At 67.7% G+C, this 13,325-nt stretch carries 14 protein-coding genes; 12 read left to right on the plus strand and 2 right to left on the minus strand.

Annotated features, from left to right (window positions below; all coding sequences use genetic code 11):
* Positions 1 to 3: 3 nt before the first annotated feature.
* Positions 4 to 1,227, plus strand: a complete 1,224-nt coding sequence (gene nqrF / locus ACPT9U_RS06095; protein ID WP_418364333.1) for an NADH:ubiquinone reductase (Na(+)-transporting) subunit F — start codon at positions 4 to 6, stop codon at positions 1,225 to 1,227.
* Between the two features lie 119 nt (positions 1,228 to 1,346).
* On the opposite strand, the gene ACPT9U_RS06100 is transcribed toward nqrF, so the two are convergent.
* Positions 1,347 to 2,129: a YdcF family protein gene (locus ACPT9U_RS06100; protein ID WP_435750234.1), complete on the minus strand. Its 783-nt coding sequence runs from the start codon at positions 2,127 to 2,129 to the stop codon at positions 1,347 to 1,349.
* 173 nt (positions 2,130 to 2,302) lie between these two features.
* Between ACPT9U_RS06100 and ACPT9U_RS06105 the strand changes: the two genes are divergently transcribed.
* The 10 genes from ACPT9U_RS06105 (at position 2,303) to ACPT9U_RS06150 (ending at position 11,307) form a co-directional block, all read left to right on the plus strand.
* Positions 2,303 to 2,944, plus strand: coding sequence for a DUF2802 domain-containing protein (locus tag ACPT9U_RS06105; RefSeq protein ID WP_435750235.1), 642 nt, complete (start codon positions 2,303 to 2,305; stop codon positions 2,942 to 2,944).
* On the plus strand, positions 2,941 to 3,552 hold the full coding sequence (locus ACPT9U_RS06110) for an SPOR domain-containing protein (protein ID WP_435750236.1): 612 nt from the start codon (positions 2,941 to 2,943) through the stop codon (positions 3,550 to 3,552). Before ACPT9U_RS06105 ends, ACPT9U_RS06110 begins: the two co-directional genes overlap by 4 nt.
* A 78-nt stretch (positions 3,553 to 3,630) precedes the next feature.
* The gene (gene fliW, locus ACPT9U_RS06115; protein WP_435750237.1) at positions 3,631 to 4,074 is read left to right on the plus strand and encodes a flagellar assembly protein FliW; all 444 of its coding nucleotides are present in this window, start codon (positions 3,631 to 3,633) and stop codon (positions 4,072 to 4,074) included.
* A 135-nt stretch (positions 4,075 to 4,209) separates the two neighbouring features.
* Positions 4,210 to 4,590, plus strand: a complete 381-nt coding sequence (locus tag ACPT9U_RS06120; RefSeq protein WP_435750238.1) for a RidA family protein — start codon at positions 4,210 to 4,212, stop codon at positions 4,588 to 4,590.
* Positions 4,591 to 4,680: 90 nt separating this feature from the next.
* Positions 4,681 to 6,723 carry an ATP-dependent DNA helicase RecG gene (gene recG, locus ACPT9U_RS06125; RefSeq protein WP_418364327.1) on the plus strand — a complete coding sequence of 681 codons (2,043 nt, stop codon included), beginning with the start codon at positions 4,681 to 4,683 and terminating at the stop codon, positions 6,721 to 6,723.
* Between the two features lie 26 nt (positions 6,724 to 6,749).
* Positions 6,750 to 7,343, plus strand: a complete 594-nt coding sequence (locus ACPT9U_RS06130; protein WP_435750239.1) for a chorismate--pyruvate lyase family protein — start codon at positions 6,750 to 6,752, stop codon at positions 7,341 to 7,343.
* Positions 7,340 to 8,221 carry a 4-hydroxybenzoate octaprenyltransferase gene (gene ubiA / locus ACPT9U_RS06135; protein WP_435750240.1) on the plus strand — a complete coding sequence of 294 codons (882 nt, stop codon included), beginning with the start codon at positions 7,340 to 7,342 and terminating at the stop codon, positions 8,219 to 8,221. The genes ACPT9U_RS06130 and ubiA overlap by 4 nt, the downstream gene beginning before the upstream one ends.
* Positions 8,222 to 8,291: 70 nt before the next feature.
* On the plus strand, positions 8,292 to 9,116 hold the full coding sequence (pyrF, locus tag ACPT9U_RS06140; protein ID WP_435750241.1) for an orotidine-5'-phosphate decarboxylase: 825 nt from the start codon (positions 8,292 to 8,294) through the stop codon (positions 9,114 to 9,116).
* A 131-nt stretch (positions 9,117 to 9,247) separates the two neighbouring features.
* Positions 9,248 to 10,738: a 4-hydroxy-3-polyprenylbenzoate decarboxylase gene (gene ubiD, locus ACPT9U_RS06145; protein WP_435750242.1), complete on the plus strand. Its 1,491-nt coding sequence runs from the start codon at positions 9,248 to 9,250 to the stop codon at positions 10,736 to 10,738.
* A 149-nt stretch (positions 10,739 to 10,887) separates the two neighbouring features.
* Positions 10,888 to 11,307 carry a DUF4870 family protein gene (locus tag ACPT9U_RS06150; RefSeq protein ID WP_418364322.1) on the plus strand — a complete coding sequence of 140 codons (420 nt, stop codon included), beginning with the start codon at positions 10,888 to 10,890 and terminating at the stop codon, positions 11,305 to 11,307.
* 22 nt (positions 11,308 to 11,329) lie between these two features.
* Here ACPT9U_RS06150 and dacB read toward each other — a convergent pair whose 3' ends face one another.
* On the minus strand, positions 11,330 to 12,778 hold the full coding sequence (gene dacB / locus ACPT9U_RS06155) for a D-alanyl-D-alanine carboxypeptidase/D-alanyl-D-alanine endopeptidase (RefSeq protein WP_435750243.1): 1,449 nt from the start codon (positions 12,776 to 12,778) through the stop codon (positions 11,330 to 11,332).
* A gap of 150 nt (positions 12,779 to 12,928) precedes the next feature.
* On the opposite strand from dacB, the gene ACPT9U_RS06160 reads away from it, so the two are divergent.
* The gene (locus tag ACPT9U_RS06160; protein ID WP_418364320.1) at positions 12,929 to 13,291 is read left to right on the plus strand and encodes a hypothetical protein; all 363 of its coding nucleotides are present in this window, start codon (positions 12,929 to 12,931) and stop codon (positions 13,289 to 13,291) included.
* Positions 13,292 to 13,325: the final 34 nt, after the last annotated feature.

Genomic DNA, 13,325 nt, shown 5'->3' on the forward strand with positions numbered 1-13,325 from the left:
ACGATGAATACCGAAATCATTCTGGGCATCGGGATGTTCACCGCCATCGTGCTCGCGCTGGCCGTGTTCATCATCGCCGCCCGCTCGAAGCTGGTGTCGTCGGGTGACGTCACCATCGACATCAACGGCGAGAAGAAGATCACCGTGCCGGCGGGCGGCAAGCTGCTGCAGACCCTGGCCGAGAGTGGACTTTTCCTGCCCTCGGCCTGCGGCGGTGGCGGTACCTGCGCGCAGTGCAAGTGCGTCGTCACCGAAGGTGGCGGCTCGATGCTGCCCACCGAGGAGTCGCACTTCACCAAGCGTGACGCCAAGGAAGGCTGGCGCCTGTCCTGCCAGACCCCGGTCAAGCAGGACATGAAGATCGAGGTGCCGGAGGAGGTCTTCGGCGTCAAGAAGTGGGAGTGTACCGTCGAGTCCAACCCCAACGTGGCGACCTTCATCAAGGAGCTGACGCTGCGCCTGCCCGAGGGCGAGGACGTTGCCTTCCGCGCCGGCGGTTACGTGCAGCTCGAGTGCCCGCCGCACGTGGTCAATTACAAGGATTTCGACATCCAGGAGAAATTCCGCGGCGACTGGGACAAATTCAACCTGTGGCGCTATGTCTCCAAGGTGGACGAGACCACCATCCGCGCGTACTCGATGGCGAACTACCCGGGCGAAAAGGGCGTGGTGAAGTTCAACATCCGTGTCGCCTCGCCCCCGCCGGGTCGCGACGACATCCCGCCGGGCAAGATGTCGTCCTGGGTATTCAACCTCAAGAAGGGCGACAAGGTCACGGTGTACGGCCCCTTCGGCGAGTTCTTCGCGCGCGAGACCGACAACGAGATGGTCTTCGTTGGCGGCGGCGCGGGCATGGCGCCGATGCGCTCGCATATCTTCGACCAGTTGAAGCGCCTGCATAGCACGCGCAAGATCACATTCTGGTACGGCGCGCGCTCGATGCGCGAGGCCTTCTACGTCGACGAATTCGACAAGCTTGCCGCGGAGAACCCCAACTTCAAGTGGCACCTGGCGCTCTCCGACCCGCTCCCCGAGGACAACTGGACCGGCTATACCGGTTTCATCCACAACGTGTTGTACGAGCACTACCTCAAGGACCACCCGGCCCCCGAGGACTGCGAGTTCTACATGTGCGGCCCTCCGATGATGAACGCGGCAGTGATCAAGATGCTGCTGGATCTCGGCGTCGAACGCGAGAACATCATGCTCGACGATTTCGGCGGTTGAGCAACCCGGCGGCCGGCCTGCAGTCGCCCGCGCTGCCAGCAGGCCAACCCGTAACAGGACCCGCAACCGGTTTCCTCAACCGTTGCGGGTTCGTTCTTTCCGGCCCTCGCATGTGAGATTCAGCGCGACAGGCGATAGGCAAGCTGGCCGAGCAACTCGTGCAGTGCGAACCACGCAGCGTAGGCGGTGTTCTGCCCGGGGATGAACTGCAGGCCCTGTTCTTCCGCGCCGTTGCCGCCCCCTCCGCCCAGCCACGCCGTCGGCGCGGGAGTCACTCTCAGCCCGGCCGCTTCGAATTCCGCACGTGCGCGCTCCATGTGCATGGCGTGCGTGACCAGAAGGATGCTGCGCACGCCCGCAGCCTGGAGGTGGGTTGCCGAAAAGCGTGCGTTCTCCCGCGTGTCGCGCGATGCGGACTCCAGCCAGCGCGGGCTGATGCCGAAGTCCTCGCGCAGGCTGCGTTGCATCAGCACGGCCTCCGGTACGCCTCCTTGCGGGGCACCGCCGCTGGCCAGGACCGGGAGCCCGGTCTCGCGCGCAAGGCGGGCCGCATAGCGCAGACGCTCGAGCGCGAGGCGGTTGACGGTGTCGCCGCCAAACTCGGGCGCATGCTTGCGCCGCCCGGCGCCGAGAACGACGATGGCTTCCGCGTCCTGTGCGGCACCCGGCGCGAGCGCATGCGGGTATTCGGCCCGGGCCACGAGCCAGTTCACGCTTGCGGGCGTCACCAGCGCCAGGCTCAGGACCACGCCGGTCCAGGCGAAGCATCGGCCGAGGCGGGGGCGGCGCTCGAGCAGCAGCAGGCCGGCAACGATGGGCAGCAAGGGCATCAGCGGCGGCAGCGCAGCCACGGCCAGCGCCTTCTTCAGCCAGAACAGCAGGGAGGTCAGCTCGAGTTCCATTCGCATGCACCGGGCTTGTCGTTTGTCGGTGGGGATAGGGGCAAGTATTATCGGTGCATCGAGCCCGACACGTCGCCCATGCGCAGAACGATAACGCCTTCTTTCCCCTCCGCCTCGCGCACGCCCCCGTTCCACATCCCGCTTTCCGCGGTGGAAGAGGGGCGCGTACGCACATGAGCCTGCGCGATCTGCTCTGGCTGGCCGTGATCGCTTTGCTTGGCTACGCGAGCTGGCAGTTCGTGCGCGCCTTGCGTGCCCCGCGCGAGCCTGGCGCTGCCCACGTGCAGGCTCCGGCACGCGGGCCGACCGGGCCGGCCGGCCCGCGTGAGTCGGAGGAGGCGGGTGCCAATGCGACGATTGCAGATGATGAGGATGGACTGGACGAGGGTGATTTCGAGTACGCGCCGGTGCTGGCCTCCCGCCCTGTCGTTGCGCCGGCGCCTGCGGAGCCGGCGGCCGGCGGGTATGGCTCGTCTGGAGCCGGGTCTGCCGAGCAGCCGGGTGGTGGAGCCGAAGCGGAGGTCTTTGCGCTGCAGCTGGAGAATTCCCGGCTACGCCAGGAGTTCCAGGCGCAGCGCGATCTGGTCGCCTTGCAGCAGCAGGAGATCACCCGGCTGGTAGAGGATGTCACTGCGCTGCAGGATGAACTCGACCGCATCAGGGTACAGCCCGCGAGTTCGCCAGAGTACTCCGAAGCGCTGCTGCTTGCCTCACAGGGGCTCAATGCGGAGATGATCGCGGCCCGCTGCGGCATCACGCTCGCCGAGGCGGAGCTTGTGCTTTCCTTGAGTCGGCGGGGCGAGGGGGGGACATGAGCGCACGTCTGACCGCTCCACGGCGCGTACTGTTGTTGCGCGCCACGGCAGCGCTGGCCGCAGCGGTGGCGCTCGGTCTTGCGGCCTTGTTGCTGAGTGCCCGGCCTGAGGTGCCGGCCCCCTGGCCGCAGGCCGCCCCACCGGTCGCCCCACCGGCCGCCCCACCGGCCGCCGAAAGTGTCGCTCCGTCTCGGTTGCCTGCGGTGGTGCCAGTGCCGGTGGAGACGTCCACCGCACTGGCGCTCGATCACCCCGAGGTTTCTCTGGAGCCCGCTGCAAGCCCTGCGCCTGCCAGCGCCGAGAATCCCGCTGCGCCGGCCAGCACCCCTCCTTCCGTGCCGGAAGTGCCCGAGGGTGTGCTGTTGCCGCACGCCGCCGCGAGTGGCGGCGGCCCGGGCTACCGGATTCAGCTAGGGGTCTTCGGCGACCCGGCCAATGCCCTGCAGCTCTACGAGCGGCTGGCGGCGGAAGGGTACGCTGCGGGCATCCAGAGCCGTGTCGTCCTGGGCCCCTTTGCCGACCGGGACGCTGCGGAGCGGGCGCGCCGCAAGTTGCGCGAGGGCGGTCATGGCGCGGGCGTGCTCGTGCCGCCGCCGCGTTCGAATTGATGCGCCGTGACTGCCTTCACGGCGTGCAAGGCCCCACAGGGGGGACGATGCATCCATTTTTGAGGAGAGGGTGAGCCAATGCAGATCAAGAGTCCGATGTTTGGCAGTGCGGAAGTGCCCGAGGACAAGATCATCGAGTTCCCGATGGGCTTGCCGGGCTTCGAGGAGTGCAGGCGTTTTGCGCTCGTGCACGAAGAGGGCGGGGGCGCCGAGGTACTCCTGTTGCAGAGCGTCGACGACCCTCAGGCGGCGTTCTCGATCACCTTGCCCGAGCGGCTCGGCATCAACCTCGAGTTCCAGCTGAGCGACGAGGAGGTCGCCATGCTGAAGCTTCAGTCGCCCGAGGATGCCGCGGTCGCGGTGATCGTGCGCAAGGACGACGGGCCGTCGAGCGGACCCGCCTCGGCCGGGCTACGGGCCAATTTCGTCGCGCCGCTGGTGATCAACGTTGGCGCGCGGGTTGGCATGCAGAAGGTGATCAACCGCCTGGGCTGCGACATCACCCTGCGCGCCCAGGCTTGAGCGCGAGCGGCCCTGTGCGGATGGGGCCGATTCGCGAGGCAGTTCGCCCGCCGTGCCTTCGGGCGCAGCGGGCGGTGCGTGCGCCCCCGGCAGGCGCGGGTACAATCACGCTTTTGTGATTCCGGAGGCAAGTCCGTGGCCCGTCAGATCATTTCCACCCCCAACGCACCGGCCGCGATCGGCCCCTATTCGCAGGCCGTCAAGGCCGGCAACCAGGTGTTCCTGTCGGGGCAGATCGGCCTGGATCCCGTGACCATGGAGATGGTCGAGGGGGTGGAGGCGCAGGCGCAACGCGTGTTTGCAAACCTGCAGGCGGTGGCCGAGGCTGCGGGCGGCTCGTTCGCGGATGTGGTCAAGATCACCATCTATCTCACCGACCTGTCGAATTTCGGCGTCGTCAATGAGGTCATGAAGTCCTGCTTCGCCGAGCCCTATCCGGCGCGCGCGACCGTTGGGGTGCGCGAGCTCCCGCGGGGTGCGCTGGTCGAGGCAGACCTGGTGCTCGTGGTCGATTGAGCAGGGCCAGGCTCAAGGCGCAGGTGTGAAGGGTCTGGCGTGAGGGGGGGGAGCCTGACGGCGGGGCAAGCGAAATCGCCTGCTCCGGCGTTGCAGCCGCAGGGCTGGGCCGGCGTGGGTGGGGCGCTTGCGGCCCGCCTCGCCAGGCTCGATCTCCGCGCGCCACGCGACGTGCTGCTGCACTTGCCCTTGCGCTATGAGGACGAAACGCGGCTCACCCCCATCGGGGCAGCGCGGCCTGGTTTGCCGGCGCAGGTGGAGGGCGAGGTGGTGTCGTGCGAGATCATGCTGCGCCCGCGGCGCCAGCTCGTGGCGCGGGTCGGGGACGGTAGCGGAACCCTGGTGGCGCGCTGGCTGAACTTCTACCCCTCGCAGCAGAAGCAGCTTGCGCCGGGTCGGCGGGTCCGCCTGTTCGGCGAGGTCCGCGGCGGGTTCTTCGGCGACGAGATGGTGCATCCACGGGTGCGCAGCGTCGACGCGGGCGAGCCGTTGCCGCAGGCCCTGACCCCGGTCTATCCGACCACGGCCGGCGTGGGGCAGGCGACTTTACGCAAGCTGGTCGATCGTGCGCTGCAGACGGAGCCCCTGGACGAGTTGCTGCCCGAAGAGTGGCTGCAGCGCCTCGGGCTTCCAGGCCTCGCGGATGCCCTGCATGCACTCCATCACCCTGCGCCGGACGCCGCTCCCGATGCCCTTGAGCGTCGGACTCATCCCGCCTGGCGGCGGATGAAGTTCGAGGAACTGCTGGTGCAGCAGCTGTCGCTGCGCCGTGCCTACCTCGCACGCCGCGCGCGCTCGGCGGTGGCGCTGCCGGCGCGCGCAGTCCTGACCGCGGCGCTGCTCGACACCCTGCCCTTCCGGCCGACGGGCGCGCAGGCGCGTGCCTGGAGCGAGATCGCCGCCGATCTCGCCGCGCCGCACCCGATGCAGCGCCTGCTGCAGGGCGATGTGGGCTCGGGCAAGACCCTGGTGGCTGCGCTCGCGATGCTGCAAGCCGCCGAGAATGGCTGGCAGGCCGCGATGATGGCGCCCACCGAGATTCTCGCGGAGCAGCACTGGAGAAAGCTCTCGGCCTGGCTCGCGCCGCTGGGCGTCGAAGTCGCCTGGCTGTCGGGCGGACGCAGGAAGCGCGAGCGCGAGGCCGCACTGGCCCGTCTGGCCAGTGGCGAGGTGCTGCTTGCCGTGGGCACGCATGCGCTGATCGAAGATCCGGTGACCCTGCCACGGCTGGCGCTCGCGGTGGTCGATGAGCAGCACCGCTTCGGTGTGCGCCAGCGCCTGGCGCTGCGCGAGAAGGGCGAAGGAGGGCGGCGTCCGCACATGCTGATGATGTCGGCGACGCCGATCCCGCGTACGCTGGCGATGACCCATTACGCCGATCTCGACGTGTCGGTGCTCGATGAACTGCCTCCAGGCCGTACCCCGATCCGCACCCGGCTGGTCTCCGAGGCGCGCCGTGAACAGGTCGTGGCGCGCATGCGCGCGGCCTGCCTGGGGGGGCGGCAAGCCTACTGGGTGTGCCCGCTGATCGAGGAATCCGAGGCCCTGCAACTGCAGACGGCGCAGGACACCTGGGCGGCACTGGTTGAGGCCCTGCCGGAGTTGCGCATCGGGCTGATCCATGGCCGCCTGAAGAACGACGAGAAGTCCACCACAATGGCGGCGTTTGCGGCGGCGGAGCTCGATGTGCTGGTGGCCACCACCGTGATCGAGGTCGGTGTGGATGTGCCCAATGCCAGCCTGATGGTGATCGAGCATGCGGAACGCTTCGGGCTCGCGCAACTGCACCAGTTGCGCGGCCGGGTCGGGCGCGGTACGGCGGAGTCGGAGTGCATCCTGATCTACGCCCAGCCACTCTCCGCGACTGGCCGTGCGCGCCTGAGAGTGATCTACGAGAACACCGATGGCTTCGCGATTGCGCGCGAGGATCTGGGAATCCGTGGCCCGGGTGAGTTCGTCGGCGCGCGCCAGAGCGGCGTGCCGCTGCTGCGTTACGCAGACCTCGAAGCCGATGCCGACCTGATCGAGCCTGCGCGCGCACTTGCTGAAGATCTCCTGCGACGCGAGCCGGCCGCCGCCGAGGCCCTGATGGTGCGCTGGCTGGGCGGGCGGGAGGCCCTGTTGCGGGCCTGAGCGCCGCGCGTCACCCAATCCGAACCATGCGTCCGCTGATCGCCTTTCCTCTCCATACCGGGCCGCGCCACGAAACCTGGCTGGCCCATCCACCGCGTGCCGGCATACCCGAGGCCTTGCGCCCGTGGCTGCGCGATCCGGGTTCGCTCACCGCACGCATCCGGGCACGTTGCGGGCGCTTCGCCGTGCAGGTGGTGTGCCAGCGACTGGCGCGGGTGCATCGTGACGAGGCCTTGCTGCTCGGCCTGCGGCCAGGCGAGCGCGCCTGGCTGCGCGAGGTCCTGCTGCTCGCCGATGGTCGGCCGGTGGTGTTCGCACGCTCGCTGCTGCCGCGGCGCAACGTGCGCGGGACCTGGAACCTCTTTCATGGCATGGGCTCGCGCCCGCTCGGGCAGGCCCTGTTCTCCGATCCTGAGATCAGCCGTCTGCCGCTCGCCTGTCGCCGTCTGGACAGGCGCGATGCGCGGTATCATCGCGCCCAAGCCGCACTGGCCCACCATGCCCCGGGACAGTTCGTGCCGCGCGCCTTGTGGGCGCGGCGCTCGATCTTTCTCCTGCGCGGCAGCGCACTGATGGTGAGCGAAGCCTTCCTGCCCGAAATCCTGGAACTGCCCCGATGACGTTCGGCATGAGCCTGCACGACAAGTTGCCCCACTATGTCCGCTTGATGCGGATCGACAAGCCGATCGGCACCCTGCTGCTGCTGTGGCCCACCCTGTGGGCGCTGTGGGTGGCGGCCGGCGGACTGCCGCCCTTGCACATCCTGGTGATCTTCGTGATCGGCACCTTCCTGATGCGCTCCGCAGGTTGCGTGATCAACGACTATGCTGACCGCGACATCGACGGTCACGTGGAGCGCACGCTCGATCGCCCGCTCGCAACCGGCCGTGTCCGTGCAGGCGAGGCCCTGTGGCTGGCAGCGGGGCTTTCCGCGGTGGCCTTCCTGCTCGTGCTGCCGCTGGGCTCGCTGGTGATCTGGCTTTCCATTCCGGCATTGTTCCTGGCCGGCAGCTATCCGTTCACCAAGCGCTTCTTCGCGCTGCCGCAGGCCTACCTGGGACTGGCCTTCGGTTTTTCGATCCCGATGGGGTTTGCGGCAGTGCTGGGCGAGGTGCCCGCGCTGGCGTGGGTGATGCTGTTGGCCAACACCTTCTGGACCATCGCCTACGATACCGAATACGCCATGGTGGACCGCCCGGACGACCTCCGGCTCGGCATTCGCACGGCTGCGATCACCTTTGGTCGCTACGATGTCGCCGCGGTGATGTTGTGCTATGGCGCCGCGGTCGTGCTGCTGGGTGTGGTCGGGGGCATGATCGGTGCCGGATTCGTCTACTACCTTGGCCTTGCTGCCGCCTCGGTGATCGCGGGCTATCACTACACCCTGATCCGGGGACGTGCGCGGGCCGGATGTTTCAAGGCTTTCCGCCACAACAACTGGTTCGGTGCCGTCGTGTTTGCCGGCATCTTCTTCGACCTCCTCCAGTGCGCAGCGTGAGCGCAGGGCGCCGCCTGCGGGTGTGCGCTCTTCCGCCCGCGATGATTTCGCACCTCCTACCGGACATCCCATGCACTTCATGACCGCTCTGGAAGCCGCCTGGCTGCAGCGCAACAGCCTGCTCTGTGTCGGCCTCGACCCCGATCCCGCAAAATTCCCCACCCATCTGCGGGGGCGCCCGGATGCGATCCTCGCGTTCTGCACGCAGATCGTCGACGCCACTGCCGACCTGGTGTGCTGCTTCAAGCCGCAGATCGCCTACTTCGCCGCCCACCGCGCGGAGGAGCAGCTTGAGGCCCTGATCGAGCACATCCATGCGGCTCACCCCGACACCCCGGTCATCCTCGACGCCAAACGAGGCGATATCGGCAGTACCGCCGAGCAGTACGCCATCGAGGCCTTCGAACGCTTCAAGGCCGACGCGATCACGGTCAATCCGTACATGGGCCGCGACTCGGTCGATCCTTACCTGGCCTACCCCGACAAGGGCGTGATCCTGCTGTGCCGCACCTCCAACCCGGGCGGGTCGGACCTGCAGTTCCTGGAGGTCGATACGCCGAAGGGCCGCATGAAGCTCTACGAACATGTTGCGCGCACCGTTGCGGAGGACTGGAACGCGAGCGGGAACTGTGGCCTGGTCGTCGGTGCCACCTTCCCGGCCGAGATCGCCCGCGTGCGCGAACTGACCGGCAATCTGCCGCTGCTGGTGCCGGGGATCGGCGCCCAGGGCGGCGACATCGCCGCCACGCTGGCGGCGGGGCGCACGGCGAAGGGCGCCGGGTTGATGATCAACTCCTCGCGTGCGGTGCTGTATGCCGGCAAGGGCGAGGACTTCGCCGAGGCCGCACGGAAGGTCGCGCTGGAGACCCGCGACGCGATCAATGCCCATCGCTGAGCACACCTGTTCGAGCGTGACTGCACCCAGCACGTACGCTCGCGTGTGACCACAACTTCGCGCCGGCGGGCGCGTCAATGCCTGACCAGGGCTCGCCCGCCCATGCCACGCATCCAACACGAGACGCCCGAATGAAATACGACGACCTGCGCGACTTCATCTCCCAGCTCGAGGCGCGCGGCGAGCTCAAGCGCATCACCGTCCCGGTCGACACCCACCTCGAGATGACCGAGATCGCCGACCGCGTGCTGCGTGCCGGCGGCCCGGCCCTGCTGTTCGAGAAGCCGGTGACGAAGGGTGTGCCGCAGTCGATCCCGGTGCTCGCCAACCTCTTCGGCACCCCGCAGCGGGTGGCGATGGGCATGGGCGAGGACGTCGCCGACGGCAACTGGAGCACGCCACTGCGCGAGGTGGGCAAGCTGCTCGCCTACCTGAAGGAGCCCGAGCCGCCCAAGGGCCTGAAGGACGCCTGGGAGAAGCTGCCGGTGCTCAAGCAGGTGCTCAACATGGCGCCCAAGGAAGTGCGTTCCGCGCCCTGCCAGCAGGTGGTGTGGGAGGGGGACGAGGTCGACCTGGCGAGGCTGCCCATCCAGCACTGCTGGCCCGGCGACGCCGCGCCGCTGATCACCTGGGGCCTGGTGGTGACGCGCGGGCCGCACAAGAAGCGCCAGAACCTGGGCATCTACCGCCAGCAGGTGATCGGCCGCAACCGCGTGATCATGCGCTGGCTGGCGCATCGCGGCGGCGCGCTCGACTTCCTCGAGCATCAGCGCGCGCATCCGGGCGAGCCTTTTCCGATCTCGGTGGTGCTCGGTTGCGACCCGGCGACCATCCTCGGCGCGGTGACGCCGGTGCCGGATTCGATCTCGGAGTACCAGTTCGCCGGCCTGCTGCGTGGCGCCAAGACCGAGCTGGTGAAGTGCCTGGGCAACGACCTGCAGGTGCCGGCCTCGGCCGAGATCGTGCTCGAAGGCGCGATCCACCCGAACGACATGGCGCCTGAAGGCCCCTACGGCGACCATACGGGCTATTACAACGAGGTCTCCGACTTCCCCGTGTTCACCATCGAGCGCATCACCCTGCGCCGCGATCCGATTTACCACAGCACCTACACCGGCAAGCCGCCCGACGAGCCGGCGATGCTGGGCGTGGCGCTCAACGAGGTCTTCGTGCCGCTGCTGCAGAAGCAGTTCACCGAGATCGTGGATTTCTACCTGCCGCCTGAGGGCTGCTCGTACCGCCTGGCGGTGGTCAGCATCCGCAAGCAGTACCCGGGCCATGCCAAGCGCGTGATGTTCGGCATCTGGAGCTTTCTGCGCCAGTTCATGTACACCAAGTTCATCATCGTGGTGGACGAGGACGTGAACATCCGCGACTGGAAGGAGGTGATCTGGGCGCTCACCACGCGCATGGACGCCACCCGCGACACCACGCTGGTCGACAACACGCCCATTGATTACCTCGATTTCGCCAGCCCGGTCGCCGGCCTGGGCAGCAAGATGGGGCTGGATGCGACCAACAAGTGGCCAGGCGAGACCAGCCGCGAATGGGGCACGCCGATCGTCATGGACGCGGCGGTGAAGGCGAGGGTGGACGCGATGTGGGGTGAGTTGGGACTGTAGCGCGGGGCCTGAACGCACGAACCGTAATGCGGGCGCGCGTTACGTTTTGTTGTTGCGCGTTGTGCGGACAGGCGTCATGGTCCGCGCTCGAAGTCTTCTTCATACGCCGCGGAGTTTCCCTGCGCGGGCTTCATTTTCGAGGAAAGTCGATGAGCACCCCCTATCCCGCTCCGCTCCAGGTGGACCAGCCGTCCGAGAACATGGTCACTGTCACCCATCTGGTCTATGCGCTGCACGCCTTCGCGGTGTTTTCGGCGGTGGTCGGTTCGGCGACGATCATCTTCAGCTTCGTCGCCAGCCTGCCCTCCATTGCAGCAGTGGTGCTGAACTACTGGAATCAGAACGCGGTGCGCGGTACCTGGCTGGAGAGCCATTTCCGCTGGCAGATCCGCACCTTCTGGTTCGCGGTGCTTTGGGTCGTGGTGGCCGGACTGATGGTGCTGACCATCATCGGTGTGCCATTCGCGATCGGGCTGCTGCTGATCGTCGGCCTGTGGATCCTGTACCGTATCGTGCGCGGCTGGTGGGTGCTGATGCAGCGGCGGCCGCTGCCGATGCCGCCGACCTGAGGCCCTGTAACTGCTGAGCTGCTTATCCGCCGCCTGCCCAGATCCATTCGAGCAATGCATCCTGCGCCGCAGCGCTCTGGGCGGCTTCCGGGTGATTGATCATCATCACCAGCGCATGACGACGCCCATGGCGGTCGAGCAGGTAGCCGCCCATTGCGCGCACGCCGTTGAGGGTCCCGGTCTTGATGTGCGCCTGTCCGGATACCGGGCTGCCAGACAGCCGGCGACGTGCCGTGCCGTCCAGGCCGGCGACGGGCAGCGCCGAGATGTATTCCGGCATCCAGGGACGTTGCCATGCCGCGATCAGCAACTGCCCCAGGCTGTCGGCGCGGATGCGCTCGATGCGTGAAAGACCCGACCCATTCTCGATCACCAGGCCCTCGGTACCGATCCCCGCGGCTGCAAGCGCTTCCTGCGCGGACTGTGCCCCGGCGGTGACCATGTCGGTGGCGGACTGGGGGAGCTCGGGACGGCTCGCGCCGAGTGTGGCGAGCAGCTGGCGCGCGATCACGTTGCTCGACCATTTATTCATTTCCCGGATCACGTCGGCCAGCGCAGGAGAGTCGTCGCGGATGAGTTCCGTGGCGCCGGTCGGCGTCGTTCCCTCACGCACCTGCCCTCCCAGTCGGCCTCCCGACTCGCTCCACAGCGCGCTGACCAGTGCCGTGCCGAATTCGGCGGGGGGCAGTGGTGCGGCGCTCCAGGTGCGGGGGCCGCAGGCGCGCGGGAGGGTGCCGCTGAGCACCAGGCGTTGGCCCGGCTCGATCTGCGCCTGAAGATCCTTGTACCAGGTGCCGCAGGGCGCGTCGGACGTCCTGATCCGGTTGTCGATGGTGACGCCGGCAAGCGGTGGTTCCGCAGCGAGGGTGACCGGCTCGCTCGCCGCCTTGCCCGGGTAGAGGCCCAGCAGCACGGTGTTGTAGTGCATCAGCAGGCCGTGGGGGCCACTGTTGTAGGGCCGCAGCCCGCGTCCGTCAAAGGCGTCCGGGTCGTGCGGGGGCAGGTGCAGCACGGAAGCGTCGAGCACGATGTCGCCCGCCACACCTTCGATACCCAGGTTGCGCACGCGGCGCAGCATCTTCCACAGGCGGTCGTAGCCGAGCATCGGGTCGGCTCCGCCAAGCAGGTGGAGGTCGCCCTCGAGCAACCCGCCCCGAATGGGGCCCGTTACCGCGAGGCGCGTACGCCAGGTGTGTGCAGGGCCCAACTGCTCGAGTGCGGCGAAGCTGGTCACCAGCTTCATGACCGAGGCCGGATTCATGGGCTGGTCTGCCCGGATGGCGAGCGTGGGGCGGTCGGCATCCACGGGCTGGACCCACACCGAAACCGCCTCCACGGGGATGTGGGCTGCGTCGAGTGCCAGGCGCACGCCGGGCGGGAGCGGGGCGCTGACGGTCGCACCTTGCGCGGGCGGGCCGAGAAAAAGCACGCCAGCGAGGGGCAGCAGTCTTAAGAAATACCTGATGGCCATGAAACGTATCCTGATCGGATGGCGCGGGGAGAACGGCTAGAATGAAGGCCTTGCGGCGGACAGTGAGATTGTCTGCATTTTAAATGGGGGCGTCCCGGCCTCGGCGCTTGGTGCAGGAAAGGTGTGCCAGGTCTGGGGCCGGCAGGAACGATGAGCGGATTCGGACATTACACTCGTACGGCAGATGAGCTTGAGCGTGAGATCGTCAAGCGTGGTATTGCGATTGGCGTCGATTGGCAGGATCAGGCCCGCATGCGCGACCTGGCGCGGCAGGCGCTGAGTTGCTCGTCGGACTGCATGATGAAGTTGCTGCGCAGTCCGGTGCGGCAGGAAAAGCTCACTGGCGAGCTGTTCGCGCTTTCGGAGCTGATGCTTGAGAACATGCGCCAGAGTGCGGAAATGGGGCTTCACACGCACGGTGGCCCGGCATGGAAGGCTTTCGGGCGAGCCTTGAACGAGGAGTACGACGCAGGGATCCGGCGCCCCGTGCCCAAGGAAGGACTGCAGGCCTGACGCTTTGCGGTCGTCGGAACCCGGGGGCGATGCC

This window comes from Thauera sp. AutoDN2, from assembly GCF_051280715.1.
Lineage (GTDB): Bacteria > Pseudomonadota > Gammaproteobacteria > Burkholderiales > Rhodocyclaceae > Thauera.

Coding starts and splice junctions, on each gene's coding strand:
- nqrF (WP_418364333.1), top strand. CDS start 4: ATGAATACCGAAATCATTCTGGGCATCGGGATGTTCACCGCCATCGTG.
- ACPT9U_RS06100 (WP_435750234.1), bottom strand. CDS start 2,129: ATGGAACTCGAGCTGACCTCCCTGCTGTTCTGGCTGAAGAAGGCGCTG.
- ACPT9U_RS06105 (WP_435750235.1), top strand. CDS start 2,303: ATGAGCCTGCGCGATCTGCTCTGGCTGGCCGTGATCGCTTTGCTTGGC.
- ACPT9U_RS06110 (WP_435750236.1), top strand. CDS start 2,941: ATGAGCGCACGTCTGACCGCTCCACGGCGCGTACTGTTGTTGCGCGCC.
- fliW (WP_435750237.1), top strand. CDS start 3,631: ATGCAGATCAAGAGTCCGATGTTTGGCAGTGCGGAAGTGCCCGAGGAC.
- ACPT9U_RS06130 (WP_435750239.1), top strand. CDS start 6,750: ATGCGTCCGCTGATCGCCTTTCCTCTCCATACCGGGCCGCGCCACGAA.
- ubiA (WP_435750240.1), top strand. CDS start 7,340: ATGACGTTCGGCATGAGCCTGCACGACAAGTTGCCCCACTATGTCCGC.
- pyrF (WP_435750241.1), top strand. CDS start 8,292: ATGCACTTCATGACCGCTCTGGAAGCCGCCTGGCTGCAGCGCAACAGC.
- ubiD (WP_435750242.1), top strand. CDS start 9,248: ATGAAATACGACGACCTGCGCGACTTCATCTCCCAGCTCGAGGCGCGC.
- ACPT9U_RS06150 (WP_418364322.1), top strand. CDS start 10,888: ATGAGCACCCCCTATCCCGCTCCGCTCCAGGTGGACCAGCCGTCCGAG.
- dacB (WP_435750243.1), bottom strand. CDS start 12,778: ATGGCCATCAGGTATTTCTTAAGACTGCTGCCCCTCGCTGGCGTGCTT.
- ACPT9U_RS06160 (WP_418364320.1), top strand. CDS start 12,929: ATGAGCGGATTCGGACATTACACTCGTACGGCAGATGAGCTTGAGCGT.